Raw genomic sequence first — 14132 nt, 5'->3', positions numbered from 1 at the left:
GATGGCGAAGCCGAGGAAAATTGCAGCGAAGACGGTCGACGTAGCGGATTCCTACGCCGTGCGGCTGATGCAGCATCTGGTGGTGCCGACCTTCGTGATCGACCCGAAGCGCCGTGTCGTGATCTGGAACAGGGCCTGCGAGCGACTGACCGGCGTTGCCGCCTCCGACGTGATCGGCACCAATAAGCACTGGCAGGCCTTCTACGAGACCAAGCGCCCTTGTCTCGCCGACCTCGTCGCGCTCGACCGCCCGGAGCAGCTGCCGGAGTTCTATTCGGAATATGCCGCGCGCGGCCATAACGGACTCGGTTTCAGCGCCGAGAACTGGTGCGTGATGCCGAAGCTCGGCAGCCAGCTCTATCTCGCCATCGACGCCGGCCCCATTCACGACGAGGCCGGCCATCTGATCGCGGTGGTGGAGACGCTGCGCGACCTCACCGACCAGAAGCGCGCCGAGATGGCACTGAAGGAGCTCGCCACCAAGGACGGGCTGACCGGTCTGTCGAACCGCCGCTCGTTCGACCAGATGCTGATGAGCGAATGGGCCCGCGCCCAGCGGACGCAGAAGCCGATGGCGCTGCTGTTCGGCGACGTCGATCATTTCAAGCTGTTCAACGACCGCCACGGCCACCAGAGCGGCGACGAATGCCTGCGCGCGGTCGCTTCCGTCGTCAGCAGGCATGCCGTGCGCCCGCTCGATCTCGCCAGCCGCTACGGTGGCGAGGAATTCGCGCTGATCCTGCCGGACATGGGTTGCGATACTGCCTGCGCCATCGCCGACGAGATCCGCCGCGCGGTGATGGCCTTGCGGATCGCCCATGGCGCCATCGGGGCCGGTGACCACGTCACCCTGAGTGTCGGTGTCGCCAGCCACATTCCGGGCGAAACCGACGGCAGCCCCGCCCGGCTGCTCGGTGCGGCCGACGAGGCGCTCTATGCGGCCAAACGGCTCGGTCGCAACCGCGTCATCTGCGCCGAACGGCTGCTCGCCGAGTTCGCCAGCCTCGGCCGGGACAGCCTGCCGGTTCCTGGCCGTATGGCCCGCAAATCAGCCTGACCTGAGACGGCGGAAGCGGTTGCCCGCCCCCCGCCAATCGGCTAAATGAACCTCGACTAGCACCCGTAGCTCAGCTGGATAGAGCGTTGCCCTCCGAAGGCAAAGGTCACACGTTCGAATCGTGTCGGGTGCGCCAGTCTCTTCCAGTGCACGCTGGAGGTACCCTCGCCCGAGCTGCCTTGTTACCGCCCGCGCCGGAGTCATCGCCTGCTCAGCCAAGCACCCGCTCAGGTCAGCATCGAGATGATCGCCTGGATCTGGTCGGAAGCCGACGTCACCAGTCCGTCGTATGACGTCTGGCCGTGTGCGGCAGCCTTCAAAATGCATTCGGCTACGGCGGCTTTCAGGCCGAACACCGACTGATGGGCCGGGACGTTTGCCATCACGGTCTCAAGTGCCTGACGCATCGTGTGAACGAGCTCGGAGCTGTATTGCATGTGCTGTCCTCCGCCGGCTCATATTAGGTCGCCTGCCCATGCTTGCCACTCACAAGCCTGAGATTGTTCTTTGATGAACTCGGGACTGAACGTCTCAATTCAAACGCCAGATGGCCGCATTGAGCACGCCGGCAAACGCGACCCAGGCTGCGTAGGGCACGAACAATGCGGCGGCCAGCCTGTCTCGTGATGCCTCGAGACGGATGTAGGTCACGATCGCGACGAACAGGCCAATGAGGATGACGAGCGCCGCTCCGATCTGATGCATCGTGAACATGACCGGAGACCAGGCGAAATTGAGGATCAGTTGCGCGGCCCAGGCCTGCGTCGCTTTGCCCATCATCGTTTTGCCCATGGGTTCACGGCTGGGTTCACGGCGGAAGGTTCGCCAGCCCGCGACCGCGATCATGATGTAGAGGATGGTCCACGCCACCGGAAACGCCCAGTTCGGCGGCACGAAACTCGGCTTGGCGAGGGCCGCATACCAGTCTCCGGGGAGATTGGTCGCGCCGATCAGCCAGCCGATGCCGACCACGGCGACGACGAAGAACGACAATCGAAGCATCCATCACCTCGCGCTTCACCTCGCGCAATTGTATCATCTTTCCATGAGCGAATCCGACACGGTGACCGGCGAAGCCTCGCCCGTCCGCAAGATCATCCATATCGACATGGATGCCTTCTATGCGTCCGTGGAACAACGCGATAATCCGGAGCTGCGCGGAAAACCGGTCGCGGTCGGAGGCTCCGCGGAACGTGGCGTCGTCGCGGCCGCCAGCTATGAGGCCCGCAAGTTCGGCGTTCGCTCTGCCATGCCATCCGTGACTGCGAAGCGACAATGTCCCGACCTGATCTTCGTCAAACCGCGCTTCGAGGCCTACAAGGCGATCAGCAGGCAGATCCGCGACATCTTCGCCGAGCACACCCCCATCATCGAGCCGTTGTCGCTTGACGAGGCCTATCTCGACGTGACGGAAAATCTGCAAGGCATCCCGCTGGGGCGGGACGTCGCGCTACGGATTCGCGAGACAATCAAGGCCGAGACAGGCCTCAACGCTTCCGCCGGCATCTCGTACAACAAGTTTCTGGCAAAACTCGCCTCCGATCATCGCAAGCCCAACGGGCAGTTCGTGATCTCGCCGGAGATGGGCCCCGCCTTTGTCGAGACGCTGCCCGTCGGCAAATTCCATGGGATAGGCCCGGCGACAGCCGCGAAGATGAACGCGCTCGGCATGTTCACCGGCCTCGATATTCGTCATCAGACGCTGGAGTTCATGAATGCGAATTTCGGCAAGTCGGGCGCCTATTACTACTGGATATCGCGCGGTGTCGACGAACGGCCGGTCCGGGCCGACCGGGTCCGCAAATCCATCGGCGCGGAGACCACGTTCTCAAGCGATCTCACCGAATTCGACGCACTGGTCGCCGAGCTCAAGCCGCTCGTCGACAAGGTGTGGCGCCATTGCGAGGCGACCGGCAACCGTGGCCGCACCGTTACCTTGAAGATCAAATTTGCCGACTTCGAGATCATCACGCGCAGCAGGTCCGCCCCTTCGCCAGTTGCAGGCCGGGACGATCTGGAGCGGCTGGCTTGCGGCCTGCTCGAAGTCGAGATGCCGCTGCCCAAGCGCGTCAGGCTGCTGGGGGTATCGCTGTCTTCCCTCCAGGCCGGGGACGAGGCGGAGCCGCAGCTGACTTTTGGCATCTGAACCAAACTGACGGGGCTCCCGGCGAACACGGACAGCCGCACAGAGCGCGCTCGCCGTGCGGAGGACGGTGGCAAGCTTTTCAGACTTGATTTTCAGACCTGATTTTCTGACTTGCCACCGAAAGTCGATCCGCTGGGGCCGATCAATGCCTCACGTGCTCGAACACCACGATCACGCCCGTCGGCTCGGGCTCGTGCGCCATCAGGCGTGTCAGCTCGGAATCGCCCCAATCGGCGAGGCTGACGACTTCGCCGCTCTGCCGCTCCATGCCGGGCGGCGCCGTGGGCTCGACGACCTTCAGCCCCATCTCATCGACGAAGAAAGTGTGCTCGCCGAACATGCTGTTGAGCTGCGGCATGGCGGGATGCTCGTCGGGCAGCACCTGAGCGCCGAGCTGGTTGATGGTCTGCTTCACCTGTTCGGATGTGAGCTTCATGAGCTGCTCCGTTCTGTTGCCGGTTTCATTGAACCGGGCGATATGCGGGCGTTCCCTGCGCCGCTATTCGCCTGGCTCAACCTCCGAACGGGTGCTGCGCACAAACGTTCCCGAAAAATGTATTTCGTGATCGCGCGTTTCACCCGCCGCGCTGATGGCACGGGATCGCCACACGATGTCCACGATCCAGCCGCCGACGGCGCTAATCGGCGGCTTCGACGATCCGAATGTCGCGGTCCGCGCCGTCGCCGAGCAGATCGTGAGCGGCCTTGTAGGCGGGGCTTTCATATGCCGCCTTGGCGCTCGCGACGCTGTCGAACTCGATGAGGACGACCCGTTCCATCTGGCCGTGCTCGAACGCCGCAGCCGGCATCCCGCGCGCGAGCACGCGGCCGCCGGCGGCCTCGATCGCCGGCCGCGACAGTTTGGCGTAGGCCGCCATGGCGTCGGGATTCTTGATCGCGCGATAGGTGGCAACCCAATAGGCTTTGGCCATTTCGTTTCTCCTGATTTCAAGTGACCTAATGTTCGCTGCGGTTCTCGCCGACCGAGAGCGCGCAGATGCGTGAGATATATGTGTAGGGCAGACCGGTTTCCTCGGCCCAGACGTTGAACTGCGCCTGCACTTTTGCGAGATCGCCCTTGGACTTCACCTCTTCGGCGATGTCGAGGCCGGCATCGCGCAGGCAGGCCACGACGTCCTTGGACGTGACAAAACCGTCCCAGCCGATGAACCGCAGCAGCATCTGGCCGGTGTTCCCACCTAACCGACTGCCACGCTTGCTCAGGAGATCGAGCAGGCCGACCTCGTCGGACGGCGGCCACTTCGCCAGAAACCTGCCGAAGCTGCCATGCTCTTTCGCGATCTCCTGGACGAAGGCGGCGTTGTCGCGCACTGACATGATCTTGGCACCGTTGCGCACGATGCGCGCGTCACGCAGCAGGCCCTCCCAATAGTCCTCAGGCTGGAAGGTGAGCTTGGCCGGCTGGAAACGCAGGAAGGCGTCTTCAAACCCGTCCCATTTCGTCTCGATCACGCCCCAGGCAAAGCCCGCGCAAAACACACGCTTCGTCATCTCTGCGAGGATGCGGTCGTCGCCGCGTTTTGCGAGGCCCTTCAGGTCGGGCTTTTCGGGCATCAGCTTTTCGAGCGCCTTGGGCCCGCCCTTGCGTTTTTCGGCGCGAGCACGAATGGTCTTGAAGGAGGTCATGCGGACACGAGCGGTTGAGGGTGCCCAAGGACACCAGAATTCGATGACCCGGTCCAGCCCCGCGACGCTTCGATGCTTGCACCCGCGGATACGCCGCAGCATACTGCCCGTGTTGAATTGGCGAGAGATGCGGCCGGTCTGCCTCTTGCGTTCAGATATTTTGTAATTCCCGAACCTTTTTGACGTCGCACCCTTTGACGTCGCACTCGTGGATTTCCAATGCGCTGCCTGGTCGTGGCCGACCTGCACTATTCGCTGCCCCAGCTCGACTGGCTCGTCAGCGCGGCTCCGCAATTCGACGTCGTGATCTTCGCCGGCGATGCACTCGACATCGGCTCGATGGTGGATTTTCGCGCGCAGATCGTGGTGGTGAAGAAGTACCTTGCGCTGGTCGCCGCGAAGACCCGCGTGATCCTCTGCTCCGGCAATCACGACCTCGACGAGCGCAATGCGGAAGGCGAAAAGATCTCGCGCTGGATCTCGGAGGTGCGCGAGTTGGGCGTTGCCTGCGACGGTGACAGCCTCACCATCGGCGACACGCTGTTCACGGTGTGCCCATGGTGGGATGGGCCGCTGGTCCAGCAACGCCTCGTCGCGCAGCTCGGCGCCGCCGCGGCTAACCGGCCGCAGCGCTGGATCTGGGCCCATCATGCGCCGCCTGCGGATTCACCGACGAGCTGGGGCGGGAAGCGCTTCTTCGGCGACGTCGAGCTGGTGCAATGGATCATGCAGTACCAGCCCTCGATGGTGATCTCGGGCCATGTGCATCAGTCGCCGTTCATCACGGACGGCTCGTGGTTCGACCGGCTGGGGCAGACCTGGGTGTTCAATACCGGCCTGCAACCCGGCCATCCCCCGACCTTCATCGTGCTCGACCTCGATGCGGACAAGGCGTTCTGGCTTGCTGCCGGCGAAGCGCAATGGATCGATCTTGGCGCGCCGCTGAAGCGGCCCGCCGCTCCGATCGAGGCGCCGCCCGACTGGCTCACATTCTTGGATCGGATTGCCGATCCGAGCCTGGCGAGACCTCGAGCGGCGGCAGGTTGATCATGCTCTGGAGCACCTCGCCGACCATGGCCAGATGCGTGCCGTGGCCGGCATATTGCCGCTTGAGATCGGCGAGATAGGTGTTGGCGACGTTGAGCCGCTGCGCAAGCATCTTTGCGATCAAAAGCGCCGCGCCCGCCTCCTGCTTGAGGAACGAGGCCGCATCCTCGAATTCGTAGATGACTGCGTCGGAGCAGGCCCGCACGGTTGCAGTATGCGGCTGCCCCAGCAGCACCGACATTTCGCCCAGCACCGCGCCGGGCTCGGCCACGGTGGCGACCACCATCTCGCCCTTGAGCACTTCGAGCTTGCCCTGCATCAGCACATAGAGATGGCCGGTGGTGCCGCCCTCGGCGATGATAAGCGTGCCGGCCGCAACCTGCCGCTCCGTCCCACCGGTGCAATAAACCAGAACTGCGCGCATCCGACCAAAACTCCCGTCGCAGGGAGACACTAGAGCACGACCGGCGGCGCGCGCTTGCCCAAATTTGTGGCAAGCCCGCTATCGCGACAGGCGCTTCGCGAGGTGGATCGATTGCCAGTCGCCGAGGCCGGTGTCCTCGTATCCTGCCTTCTTGGCAAGGCCGCGCATCTCGGCGTTCACGCGCGCGGTCTCTGCTGCAATCATCTCGTGACCGAGATCGCTGGCGTGCCTCTCCATTGCTGTCATCATCTGGAGGCCGACACCCTTGCGCTGAAAGACATCGGCGACGGAGATGGCGAAATCACCATGCCGTGCGGCCGCATCGTAGGCGTATCTGGTTTCGCCGATGATCGTGCCTTGCCCTTCCTGCCTGATCTCGGCGAGCAGGGTGAAATGATCGGGATGGCCGGTCTTGGCGACGCATTCGGCCGCGACCACGGCAAAGTCCGCTCGCGCGCCCATGAAGCGCTTGTTGCGCGATGTCGTGGAAAGGCTCGTGAAATAGATCGAGAGGCTCTCGACATCGGACGAGCTGGCGGGCCTGATATGGACCGCGCCCTTTGCTTCGGCTGACCCGACAACGGCATCCAGCAATAACTGTGACATGCGCGAGGCTTTCGGCAGGTTGCGTGGATTGCACCCTTAGCCGAAGCGGCGCACGGGCCGCTTGGACATTGCCGCCAATCTTGCAGCCGTAAACGAACAGCTCGTTGCCCTGTGCCGTGCGTCACACACGAGGGTTGAGACGTGATCGTGCTTACGTCGCTTCATGCGGCCGCGCGCGCGGACACGCCGCCCGCCTTCTGCGTCACACGCGGGAGAGTGAAGGCACCTCCTCCGGCACGATCGCCTGGAGGCCGCCGAAGCGACGCTCGCGGCCATGGAAGGAGGCCAGGGCAGTGGCGAGATCGCCCGCGTCGAATTCGGGCCACATCCGCTCGGTGAAGTGCAGCTCGGCATAGGCGCCTTCCCAGAGCAGGAAGTCCGACAGCCGTTTCTCACCCGAGGTGCGGATGATGAGATCGACGTCGCGCAAACCGGCCTCGCCGGTGACGAGCTGCGAGAACGCCTCGCGGGTGAGGCTAGTCAGTGCCGCCGCCTTCGCCGCCGCGTTGAGGATGGCGTCGCGGGCGGAATAGTCGACGGCGATGCGCAGATGAAGCGTGCTGCCGTGCGCGGTGGCGCCTTCCGCACGCGCGATCGCATTGGCGATGCCGTCGGGCAGGCGGTCGCGGCGGCCGATCACGGTGAGACGCACGCCGTTCTTGACCAGGCTCTGCACCTCGTTGGCGAGGTAGAATCGCAGAAGCGTCATCAGCGCGGCCACCTCGGCCTTCGGCCGGCGCCAATTGTCGGTGGAGAAGGCGTAGAGCGTCAGCGTGCCGATGCCCTGCTTGGGCGCGGCTTCGACGATGCGGCGGATCGCCTCGACGCCGGCCTCGTGGCCGCGCACGCGCGACAGGCCGCGCCGCGTTGCCCATCTGCCGTTGCCGTCCATGATGATGCCGACGTGAAGCTTCTCGTTGCGGGACATAGGGTCACTTTGCATTGCAAAGTCTCCGGTCAAAAAAGGGGAAGGATCAGGTCGAGACGATGCCGAGACGGCCGAGCGGCGCCGCCTCGCGGCCGGCGGCCTTGGCTGCGTCGCGCACCAGGCGTTCGAGCACGGCGAGATAGTCGAGGAAGCGGCGGCGGCCGGCCTTGGTCAGACGGCAGGTCGTGTGCGGGCGATTGCCCTCATAGCCCTTGGTCACCTCGACGAGGCCGGCTTCCTGGAGCACGGCGAGATGCCGGCTGAGATTGCCGTCGGTGAGGCCGCAGAGCTGCTTGAGATCGGCGAACGCCAGACCCTTCGGATGCGCCATCAGCGAGGTCAGAAGTCCGAGCCTCGCCTTCTCGTGAATCACGCGGTCCAGTCCTTCATAAGAGAAGGGCGCGCTGTCAGTCTTCGACATCATGGTCTCCGGATGCGAAATACAGAATGCCCGCCATCACCGACTGCCCGATCACGAAGGGCAGGCCCATGGTCCATGGCGACAGCGTATGGGTTTGGCTCGCGAGCACCACCACCGCAAAGCCGGACATGAAATACCAGGCTCCGGCGAGCGCCACGGTGCGCGGCAGCGAGCGGACGGAGGCGAAAATCCCGAGCGACACCAGGATCTGCCACAGGCCTGGCAGCAGCCACAGCGTTTCGCCTGCGAACTTCCACATCACCACCGCAAGCAGCACACCGGCAACACCTGCGGGCAGGAACTGCTCGACTGCCTGGTGGATCATGGCATCGGCGAGGCCCGAATGATGGCGGCGCGAACGTGCGCGCATCTCGATGCCGATCATCAGGCCTGAGAGCACGGCGGCAATGAACCAGCCGAAGAAGAAACCGAGCGGCTCGCCGGTGGGATCACCGAGCAGCCAGAATTGCAGGATTGCGGTGAGAAGCGCGACCGCACCGGTCGCGGCCATCGTCGCCGGGCCGTAGCCACGGAACGCCGTGCCGGCCGCAATCTGGCTGCGGATCGCCACGATGTCGGCCAGTGCCTTGTCGAGATCGCGCATTGGCAACGCCAAAACCTCGCTCCGCCCATGCTTGCCGGGAATATCGGTCCCGTTACTTTGTATTGCAAAGTATATCGGATTGCAAAGCAAGGGCAAGCCCGAAGGTCGCATCGACCACACCGGCCTCGTCAGACAACTGCCGGTTGCACAGCACCTCCTCTCGCAGATAAGATGCGCATAGGAGCGTTCCGGGGGGAAGGTATGTGGCTTAAGTCATTAATCATTGCGTTCTTAGTGCAGGTGAGCATCGGCAGCGTCGCGCATGCGGCGGGACCGTTCGGCTCCGTCAATGTCGGCAACTGGGTCGGCGGTGCGTTCAGCAATGATGAAACGGGAGCCTTCTCGCATTGTGCCGCGACGGCGCCTTATGCCAACGGCGTCATTCTCGTCGTCGGCCAGAATTCCGCAGGCTCATGGATATTGAGCTTTGCGAGTCCCAGCTACCGCTTCAAACAGGGAGAGAACGCCGCGATCGACGTCATCTTTGACGGACAGGAGCAGGCCAGATTGTTCGCCACGGCCAACCAGACGAACATGCTCAGCTCCGTCATGCCTGCCAACGTCGTGCGAACGTTTCAGAAGGCAAGCCTGATGGTTGCGACGAGCGGCCGCACCGTCCTGAATTTCGACCTGACCTCGGCCGGGCCCGTGATCGCGGCACTGGCCAATTGCGTCACCAAGGTGAAAGCCGATGGGCTCAGCAAAGCCGGCGATTTCACAAAGGTTGCCGCCAAGCCGCAAGCCGCGCCCGACAAGCAGGCATCGCCCCCCGCCAGCAAGCCCGCCAGAGCCAAGAGCGGCACCGGATTCGTGGTGAGCGCCAGCGGACACATCGTCACCAACAACCATGTCATCGATGGCTGCGTCGGCGACATCAAGGGCAACCTCACGGGCGAAGCCGGGATGGTTTTGCGCGTGGTGTCGAGCGACGCCAACAACGATCTCGCGTTGCTGCAGGCGCCGTCGACAACGACATTCAAGGACTATGCGCGGATTCGCGACCGCTCAATCCGGTCCGGCGATTCCGTCGTCGTGATCGGCTTTCCTTTTCATGGATTGCTGACCTCGGACTTCACCGTGACGACCGGGATCGTAAGTTCGCTCAGCGGCTTGCGCAACGACACGCGTTTCCTGCAAATCAGCGCGCCGGTGCAGCCCGGCAATAGCGGCGGCCCGCTGTTCGACACCACCGGGCAGATCGTGGGCGTGGTCACCGCAAAGATCCCCGCACTGCGCATCGCCGCTGCGACCGGCAATATTCCCGAGAACATCAACTTCGCCATCAAGACCGGCGCGCTGCGCGACTTCCTCGACAATTCGGTGGTGCCCTACCAGACCGCCGAGTCCAAGGGCGAGCTCAAGACCACCGACATCGCCGGCAATGCGCGGCCCTATACGTTGCTGATCTCGTGCAACGCGACCGAGCAGGCCGACGCGAAGCGGTAGCGGCAACGCAGGCCGCGTCTGCGCGGCCCCCGGACGGCGCGAAACGCAATCCGGGCTACCGGTCAAACCGCGAGTTTCTTAATACGGCGCGACGGGCCGCGTGCGCCGCGGCGGCCGCGGTTGCGGCAGGGACGATTGACCGTAGGCGACGAGCGGGTTGGATCCGCAGGCCATGAGCCGGCCCGACACACTGGCCTGACATTGTCCATAGGTGCTGTAGGTGCAATCGCCGGGATAATCGTACCCGCCACCCTGGGCGCACCAGGGATAGTCGCGCGCCGCTGCGGGCGTGACGGCGGCGAAGCCGGCAAGGACTGTCGCGCCGAGGCCCAGCAGTGCCAATTGCGTCTTGCGCATGATCCCGACTCCTATCCTCACAGCGCGAGATACGCGCCATATAACATCAGGTTTCGCCACGCCGTTTTATTCCAGATCGACGGGCGCTGACACGCAAGAAACCTTGACAAGAAACCTTGACAAGAAACCTTGGGAACCTTGCCACGCAAGAAAAAAGCCCTGCCGAACGGCAGGGCTCCAATCACGGACATCACAAATCGCTACTCGACCTTCAGGCCGGCGAACTCGACGACCTTCTTCCATTTCTCGGTCTCGGCCTTGATCTCCTCGCCGAACGCCTCGGGCGTCTGCACCCGCGGCTCGCCGCCGAGCTCGACCAGGCGCTTGGTCATGTCGGGCTCCTTCATCAGCGTGTTGATCTCGCTGTTGAGCTTGGCGATGATCTCCTTGGGCGTGTTCTTCGGCGCCCCCATGCCGAACAGCGCGCTCGCCTCGTAGCCCTTCACGGTCTCGCCGATCGCCGGCACGTCGGGCAGCTGCGGCGAGCGCTCCGCCGTGGTGACGCCGATGGCGCGGAGCGACCCGGAACGGATGTGCTGGATGATCGAGGGCATGTTGTCGAAGATCACCTGCACCTGGCCGCCGAGCATGTCGGTGATCGCGGGCGCGGCGCCGCGATAGGGCACGTGCTGCATCTTGCAGCCCGTCAGCGCCATGAACATCTCGCCGGACAGATGCACCGAGGTGCCGTTGCCCGAGGAGGCCATGTTGACCTTGCCGGGATTGGCCTTCACGTATTCGATGAATTCGGCGACCGTCTTGGCCGGCACGTCCTTGTTGACGGTCATCACGTTCGGCACGCGCTGGAACGAGGCGACCGGCGCGATGTCGCGCACGAAGTTGAACTTCAGATTGGTGTAGAGCGAGGCGTTGATGTAGTTGGCCGGATTGACCAGCTGCAGCGTGTAGCCGTCGGGCTCGGCGTTGATGACCGATTCGGTGCCGATATTGTTGCCGGCACCCGGCTTGTTCTCGATCACGAATTGCTGGCCGAACTTCTCCGACAGCCGCTGGCCGATCAGCCGCGCCAGGATGTCGGTGGCCCCGCCCGGCGGATAGCCGACCACCCATTTCACCGGGTGGGTCGGATAGTCGGCGGCAAGCGCCTTCGACAGCGGGCTGGCTGCAAGTGGACTGGCGGCGAGCAGGCTCAGCGCGGTACGGCGAGTGATCATCTCAAGGGTTCTCCCAACGTGTTGTTCTTGAAGCCAGATAGCTTGAAAGTGGCGTCGATGCGGTTGTAACAAAGCTTGCCGCAGGCGGAAAGTGCACGGCGCGCATCACGACGAAAGGATAAGGCATGGCGGTCAAGGTCGAAGCCCTCGATCATCTCGTGATCAACGTCGCGGACGTCGCAGTGACCGCCGGGTGGTACGGCAAGATTCTCGGCATGGAAGTCAAGGTGTTCGACCCCGGCGGCGGCAAAGCGCCGCGGACTTCGCTACAATTCGGTAACCAGAAGATCAACGTCCGGCCGCGCGATGCCGACAAGGTGGAGTGGTTCACCGCGGACCACCAGACCGCCGGCAGCGAGGATCTGTGCTTCCTCACCTCCGCCACCCCCGACGAGGTAGTGGCGCATTTGAAGGCACATGGCGTCGCGATCGAAGAAGGCCCGGTTCCCAAGCAGGGCGCCCGCGGCACCCTGCGCTCGGTCTATTGCAGGGATCCGGATGGCAGCCTGATCGAGATTTCGTCGTACGAGGACTGACCGGCGCATTTGCTCCCCGCGCCATCCGATGGCAAAAGAGCTCCCGACAATAATCTGAAGACAGCCGCCGACCAGAAGCAGGCTGCACGGGAGCAAACATGCCGAACGACACGGCTGCCGGAATCGTGGGCGCCTTCGACGGGCTCGACGTGCCCTGGCTGCTGAAGATGCGCGCTGAAATGCGCAGCTCACATCCTTTCCTGATCTGGGCGCCGTTCGACGCGCCCGCGCGGCGCTGGAGCTATGGCGAGTTTCACGAGCGGGTCGGCGCGCTCGCGGCGGGACTGGCGAAGCGCGGCGTGAAGCCGGGCGAGTATGTACTCATTCACCTCGACAATTGCATCGAGATGCTGCTCGCCTGGTTTGCCTGTGTCGAGTGTGGGGCCATCGCGGTGACCACCAACACGCGCTCGGCACCGGCCGAGCTCGACTATTTTGCCGATCATTGCGGCGCGGTCGCCGCGATCACGCAGCCGGCCTATGCCGAGATCGTCGCGCAGAACTGCCGCAACATCCGCTGGATGGCGGTGACCTCGCATGATTCGGGCGCGGCGCCTGCAAAACCGGTCTCACGCGGCGACAGTTTTGAGGAGCTGTTCGCCGACAGCGCCGACCGTCCCAGGCGCGCGATCGATCCGCTCGCGCCGTGCAGCGTGCAATATACCTCGGGCACGACATCGCGCCCCAAGGCGGTGCTGTGGACCCACGCCAACGCGCTGTGGGGCGCCAAGGTCAACGCCGCGCACGAGGACCTGCACGCAGCCGACGTGCATCAGGCCTATCTGCCGCTGTTCCACACCAACGCGCTGGCCTATTCGATGCTGGCGACGCTATGGGTCGGTGCCACTTGCGTGATCCAGCCGCGCTTTTCGGCCAGCCGGTTCTGGCGCGCCGCGCGCGAGCACGGCTCGACCTGGACCTCGACGATACCGTTCTGCATGAAGGCGCTACTCGAGCAGGACATCCCGCGCGATCACAAATTCCGTCTGTGGGGCACCGCGATCAACGAGCCGCCGGCCTTCGCCGCCTTCGGCGTCAAGATCATCGGCTGGTGGGGCATGACCGAGACCATCACCCACGGCATCGTCGGCGAGATCGATCAGCCCAACATCCCGATGTCGATCGGCCGCGCCGCGAGCGAATACCAGATCCGCATCACCGACGACGACGGCCGGCCGACCGAGGTCGGCGACACCGGCAATCTTTCGATCAAGGGCATTGTCGGCCTGTCGCTGTTCGCCGAATATCTGCACAACGAGAAGGCCACACGCGAAAGCTTCGACGAGCACGGCTTCTTTCTCACCGGTGACCGCGTGGTGCGACTGGAGAACGGCTACATCCGCTTCGGGGACCGCAGCAAGGACATGCTCAAGGTCGGCGGCGAGAACGTCGCCGCGTCCGAGATCGAGCAGGTGGTCGCACTCGTCCCCGGCGTGCGCGAGGCCGCCGTGGTGGCGAAGACGCATCCAATGCTGGACGAGGTACCGGTCGTCTTCATCATCCCGCAGGGTGGCGTCGCCGGTGCGCGGCCCGATCTGCACGACAGCGTGATGGCCGCCTGCCGCGCCGGCCTCGCCGACTTCAAGGTGCCGCGCGAGATCCGTTTCGTCGACGACATGCCGCGCTCGACGCTGGAGAAGGTGGCGAAGGCGGAGCTGAGGAAGATGGTGGGGTAGCACGAGCGATTACCACAACGTCGTCCTGGCGAAAGGACCCATACCGCGTGATTTATGCAATG

At 64.0% G+C, this 14132-nt stretch carries 18 protein-coding genes and 1 tRNA gene; 7 read left to right on the top strand and 12 right to left on the bottom strand.

Features of this window, described 5'->3' with window-relative positions; all coding sequences use genetic code 11:
- Nucleotide 1 precedes the first annotated feature (1 nt).
- Nucleotides 2–1057 (top strand): sensor domain-containing diguanylate cyclase, encoded by a 1056-nt coding sequence (locus tag JQ591_RS06570; RefSeq protein ID WP_211395203.1) that lies wholly within the window; start codon nt 2–4, stop codon nt 1055–1057.
- Nucleotides 1058–1116: 59 nt separating this feature from the next.
- Nucleotides 1117–1193 (top strand) — tRNA-Arg (locus JQ591_RS06565).
- Between the two features lie 91 nt (nt 1194–1284).
- Here the strand turns inward: JQ591_RS06565 and JQ591_RS06560 are convergent.
- Nucleotides 1285–1494 (bottom strand): hypothetical protein, encoded by a 210-nt coding sequence (locus JQ591_RS06560; protein WP_211395202.1) that lies wholly within the window; start codon nt 1492–1494, stop codon nt 1285–1287.
- A 94-nt stretch (nt 1495–1588) separates the two neighbouring features.
- On the bottom strand, nt 1589–2059 hold the full coding sequence (locus JQ591_RS06555; RefSeq protein ID WP_211395201.1) for a TspO/MBR family protein: 471 nt from the start codon (nt 2057–2059) through the stop codon (nt 1589–1591).
- 43 nt (nt 2060–2102) lie between these two features.
- Here JQ591_RS06555 and dinB point away from each other — a divergent pair, with 43 nt between their 5' ends.
- A complete protein-coding gene (dinB, locus tag JQ591_RS06550) occupies nt 2103–3203 on the top strand; it encodes a DNA polymerase IV (protein ID WP_211395200.1) in 1101 nt (366 codons plus the stop codon).
- 142 nt (nt 3204–3345) lie between these two features.
- On the opposite strand, the gene JQ591_RS06545 is transcribed toward dinB, so the two are convergent.
- From JQ591_RS06545 to JQ591_RS06535, 3 genes are all read right to left on the bottom strand, one after another.
- Nucleotides 3346–3639 (bottom strand): hypothetical protein, encoded by a 294-nt coding sequence (locus tag JQ591_RS06545; protein WP_211395199.1) that lies wholly within the window; start codon nt 3637–3639, stop codon nt 3346–3348.
- A gap of 202 nt (nt 3640–3841) precedes the next feature.
- Nucleotides 3842–4135 carry a DUF1330 domain-containing protein gene (locus tag JQ591_RS06540; RefSeq protein WP_211395198.1) on the bottom strand — a complete coding sequence of 98 codons (294 nt, stop codon included), beginning with the start codon at nt 4133–4135 and terminating at the stop codon, nt 3842–3844.
- A 25-nt stretch (nt 4136–4160) separates the two neighbouring features.
- The gene (locus JQ591_RS06535; RefSeq protein ID WP_211395197.1) at nt 4161–4850 is read right to left on the bottom strand and encodes a DNA-3-methyladenine glycosylase I; all 690 of its coding nucleotides are present in this window, start codon (nt 4848–4850) and stop codon (nt 4161–4163) included.
- A 219-nt stretch (nt 4851–5069) separates the two neighbouring features.
- On the opposite strand from JQ591_RS06535, the gene JQ591_RS06530 reads away from it, so the two are divergent.
- Complete coding sequence (locus JQ591_RS06530) at nt 5070–5897, top strand: metallophosphoesterase family protein (RefSeq protein WP_211395196.1); 828 nt, start codon at nt 5070–5072, stop codon at nt 5895–5897.
- On the opposite strand, the gene JQ591_RS06525 is transcribed toward JQ591_RS06530, so the two are convergent.
- The 5 genes from JQ591_RS06525 to JQ591_RS06505 all read right to left on the bottom strand — a co-directional run bounded on the left by JQ591_RS06525 (nt 5836) and on the right by JQ591_RS06505 (nt 8880).
- On the bottom strand, nt 5836–6321 hold the full coding sequence (locus JQ591_RS06525) for a Crp/Fnr family transcriptional regulator (protein ID WP_211395195.1): 486 nt from the start codon (nt 6319–6321) through the stop codon (nt 5836–5838). The two genes, JQ591_RS06530 and JQ591_RS06525, sit on opposite strands and share 62 nt — an antisense overlap.
- A gap of 78 nt (nt 6322–6399) precedes the next feature.
- Nucleotides 6400–6927 carry a GNAT family N-acetyltransferase gene (locus JQ591_RS06520; RefSeq protein WP_211395194.1) on the bottom strand — a complete coding sequence of 176 codons (528 nt, stop codon included), beginning with the start codon at nt 6925–6927 and terminating at the stop codon, nt 6400–6402.
- A gap of 202 nt (nt 6928–7129) precedes the next feature.
- Entirely contained in the window at nt 7130–7870 is a 741-nt protein-coding gene (locus JQ591_RS06515) for a di-trans,poly-cis-decaprenylcistransferase (protein WP_211395193.1), read from the bottom strand.
- A 31-nt stretch (nt 7871–7901) separates the two neighbouring features.
- Nucleotides 7902–8276: a winged helix-turn-helix domain-containing protein gene (locus JQ591_RS06510; protein ID WP_007598229.1), complete on the bottom strand. Its 375-nt coding sequence runs from the start codon at nt 8274–8276 to the stop codon at nt 7902–7904.
- Entirely contained in the window at nt 8263–8880 is a 618-nt protein-coding gene (locus JQ591_RS06505; protein WP_211395192.1) for a hypothetical protein, read from the bottom strand. The genes JQ591_RS06510 and JQ591_RS06505 overlap by 14 nt, the downstream gene beginning before the upstream one ends.
- 201 nt (nt 8881–9081) lie before the next feature.
- Between JQ591_RS06505 and JQ591_RS06500 the strand changes: the two genes are divergently transcribed.
- Entirely contained in the window at nt 9082–10326 is a 1245-nt protein-coding gene (locus JQ591_RS06500; protein WP_211395595.1) for a S1C family serine protease, read from the top strand.
- Nucleotides 10327–10404: 78 nt separating this feature from the next.
- Here JQ591_RS06500 and JQ591_RS06495 read toward each other — a convergent pair whose 3' ends face one another.
- Together JQ591_RS06495 and JQ591_RS06490 are read right to left on the bottom strand one after the other, a co-directional pair.
- Nucleotides 10405–10683 carry a DUF3551 domain-containing protein gene (locus JQ591_RS06495; protein ID WP_211395191.1) on the bottom strand — a complete coding sequence of 93 codons (279 nt, stop codon included), beginning with the start codon at nt 10681–10683 and terminating at the stop codon, nt 10405–10407.
- Between the two features lie 200 nt (nt 10684–10883).
- The gene (locus JQ591_RS06490) at nt 10884–11858 is read right to left on the bottom strand and encodes a Bug family tripartite tricarboxylate transporter substrate binding protein (RefSeq protein ID WP_211395190.1); all 975 of its coding nucleotides are present in this window, start codon (nt 11856–11858) and stop codon (nt 10884–10886) included.
- A 125-nt stretch (nt 11859–11983) separates the two neighbouring features.
- Here JQ591_RS06490 and JQ591_RS06485 point away from each other — a divergent pair, with 125 nt between their 5' ends.
- Nucleotides 11984–12394, top strand: coding sequence for a VOC family protein (locus JQ591_RS06485; RefSeq protein ID WP_211395189.1), 411 nt, complete (start codon nt 11984–11986; stop codon nt 12392–12394).
- Between the two features lie 98 nt (nt 12395–12492).
- Nucleotides 12493–14070, top strand: coding sequence for an ATP-dependent acyl-CoA ligase (locus JQ591_RS06480; RefSeq protein ID WP_211395188.1), 1578 nt, complete (start codon nt 12493–12495; stop codon nt 14068–14070).
- Nucleotides 14071–14132 lie beyond the last annotated feature (62 nt).

Origin of the sequence: Bradyrhizobium canariense (assembly GCF_018130465.1) — a bacterium.
Taxonomy (GTDB): Bacteria; Pseudomonadota; Alphaproteobacteria; order Rhizobiales; family Xanthobacteraceae; genus Bradyrhizobium; species Bradyrhizobium canariense_C.
This window is presented reverse-complemented; position numbering and strand designations above follow the sequence as displayed.

Bases quoted from the DNA above. Each gene is read 5' to 3' on its own strand.
- JQ591_RS06570 (WP_211395203.1), top strand. From the start codon at position 2: ATGGCGAAGCCGAGGAAAATTGCAGCGAAGACGGTCGACGTAGCGGAT.
- JQ591_RS06560 (WP_211395202.1), bottom strand. From the start codon at position 1,494: ATGCAATACAGCTCCGAGCTCGTTCACACGATGCGTCAGGCACTTGAG.
- JQ591_RS06555 (WP_211395201.1), bottom strand. From the start codon at position 2,059: ATGCTTCGATTGTCGTTCTTCGTCGTCGCCGTGGTCGGCATCGGCTGG.
- dinB (WP_211395200.1), top strand. From the start codon at position 2,103: ATGAGCGAATCCGACACGGTGACCGGCGAAGCCTCGCCCGTCCGCAAG.
- JQ591_RS06545 (WP_211395199.1), bottom strand. From the start codon at position 3,639: ATGAAGCTCACATCCGAACAGGTGAAGCAGACCATCAACCAGCTCGGC.
- JQ591_RS06540 (WP_211395198.1), bottom strand. From the start codon at position 4,135: ATGGCCAAAGCCTATTGGGTTGCCACCTATCGCGCGATCAAGAATCCC.
- JQ591_RS06535 (WP_211395197.1), bottom strand. From the start codon at position 4,850: ATGACCTCCTTCAAGACCATTCGTGCTCGCGCCGAAAAACGCAAGGGC.
- JQ591_RS06530 (WP_211395196.1), top strand. From the start codon at position 5,070: ATGCGCTGCCTGGTCGTGGCCGACCTGCACTATTCGCTGCCCCAGCTC.
- JQ591_RS06525 (WP_211395195.1), bottom strand. From the start codon at position 6,321: ATGCGCGCAGTTCTGGTTTATTGCACCGGTGGGACGGAGCGGCAGGTT.
- JQ591_RS06520 (WP_211395194.1), bottom strand. From the start codon at position 6,927: ATGTCACAGTTATTGCTGGATGCCGTTGTCGGGTCAGCCGAAGCAAAG.
- JQ591_RS06515 (WP_211395193.1), bottom strand. From the start codon at position 7,870: ATGCAAAGTGACCCTATGTCCCGCAACGAGAAGCTTCACGTCGGCATC.
- JQ591_RS06510 (WP_007598229.1), bottom strand. From the start codon at position 8,276: ATGTCGAAGACTGACAGCGCGCCCTTCTCTTATGAAGGACTGGACCGC.
- JQ591_RS06505 (WP_211395192.1), bottom strand. From the start codon at position 8,880: ATGCGCGATCTCGACAAGGCACTGGCCGACATCGTGGCGATCCGCAGC.
- JQ591_RS06500 (WP_211395595.1), top strand. From the start codon at position 9,082: ATGTGGCTTAAGTCATTAATCATTGCGTTCTTAGTGCAGGTGAGCATC.
- JQ591_RS06495 (WP_211395191.1), bottom strand. From the start codon at position 10,683: ATGCGCAAGACGCAATTGGCACTGCTGGGCCTCGGCGCGACAGTCCTT.
- JQ591_RS06490 (WP_211395190.1), bottom strand. From the start codon at position 11,858: ATGATCACTCGCCGTACCGCGCTGAGCCTGCTCGCCGCCAGTCCACTT.
- JQ591_RS06485 (WP_211395189.1), top strand. From the start codon at position 11,984: ATGGCGGTCAAGGTCGAAGCCCTCGATCATCTCGTGATCAACGTCGCG.
- JQ591_RS06480 (WP_211395188.1), top strand. From the start codon at position 12,493: ATGCCGAACGACACGGCTGCCGGAATCGTGGGCGCCTTCGACGGGCTC.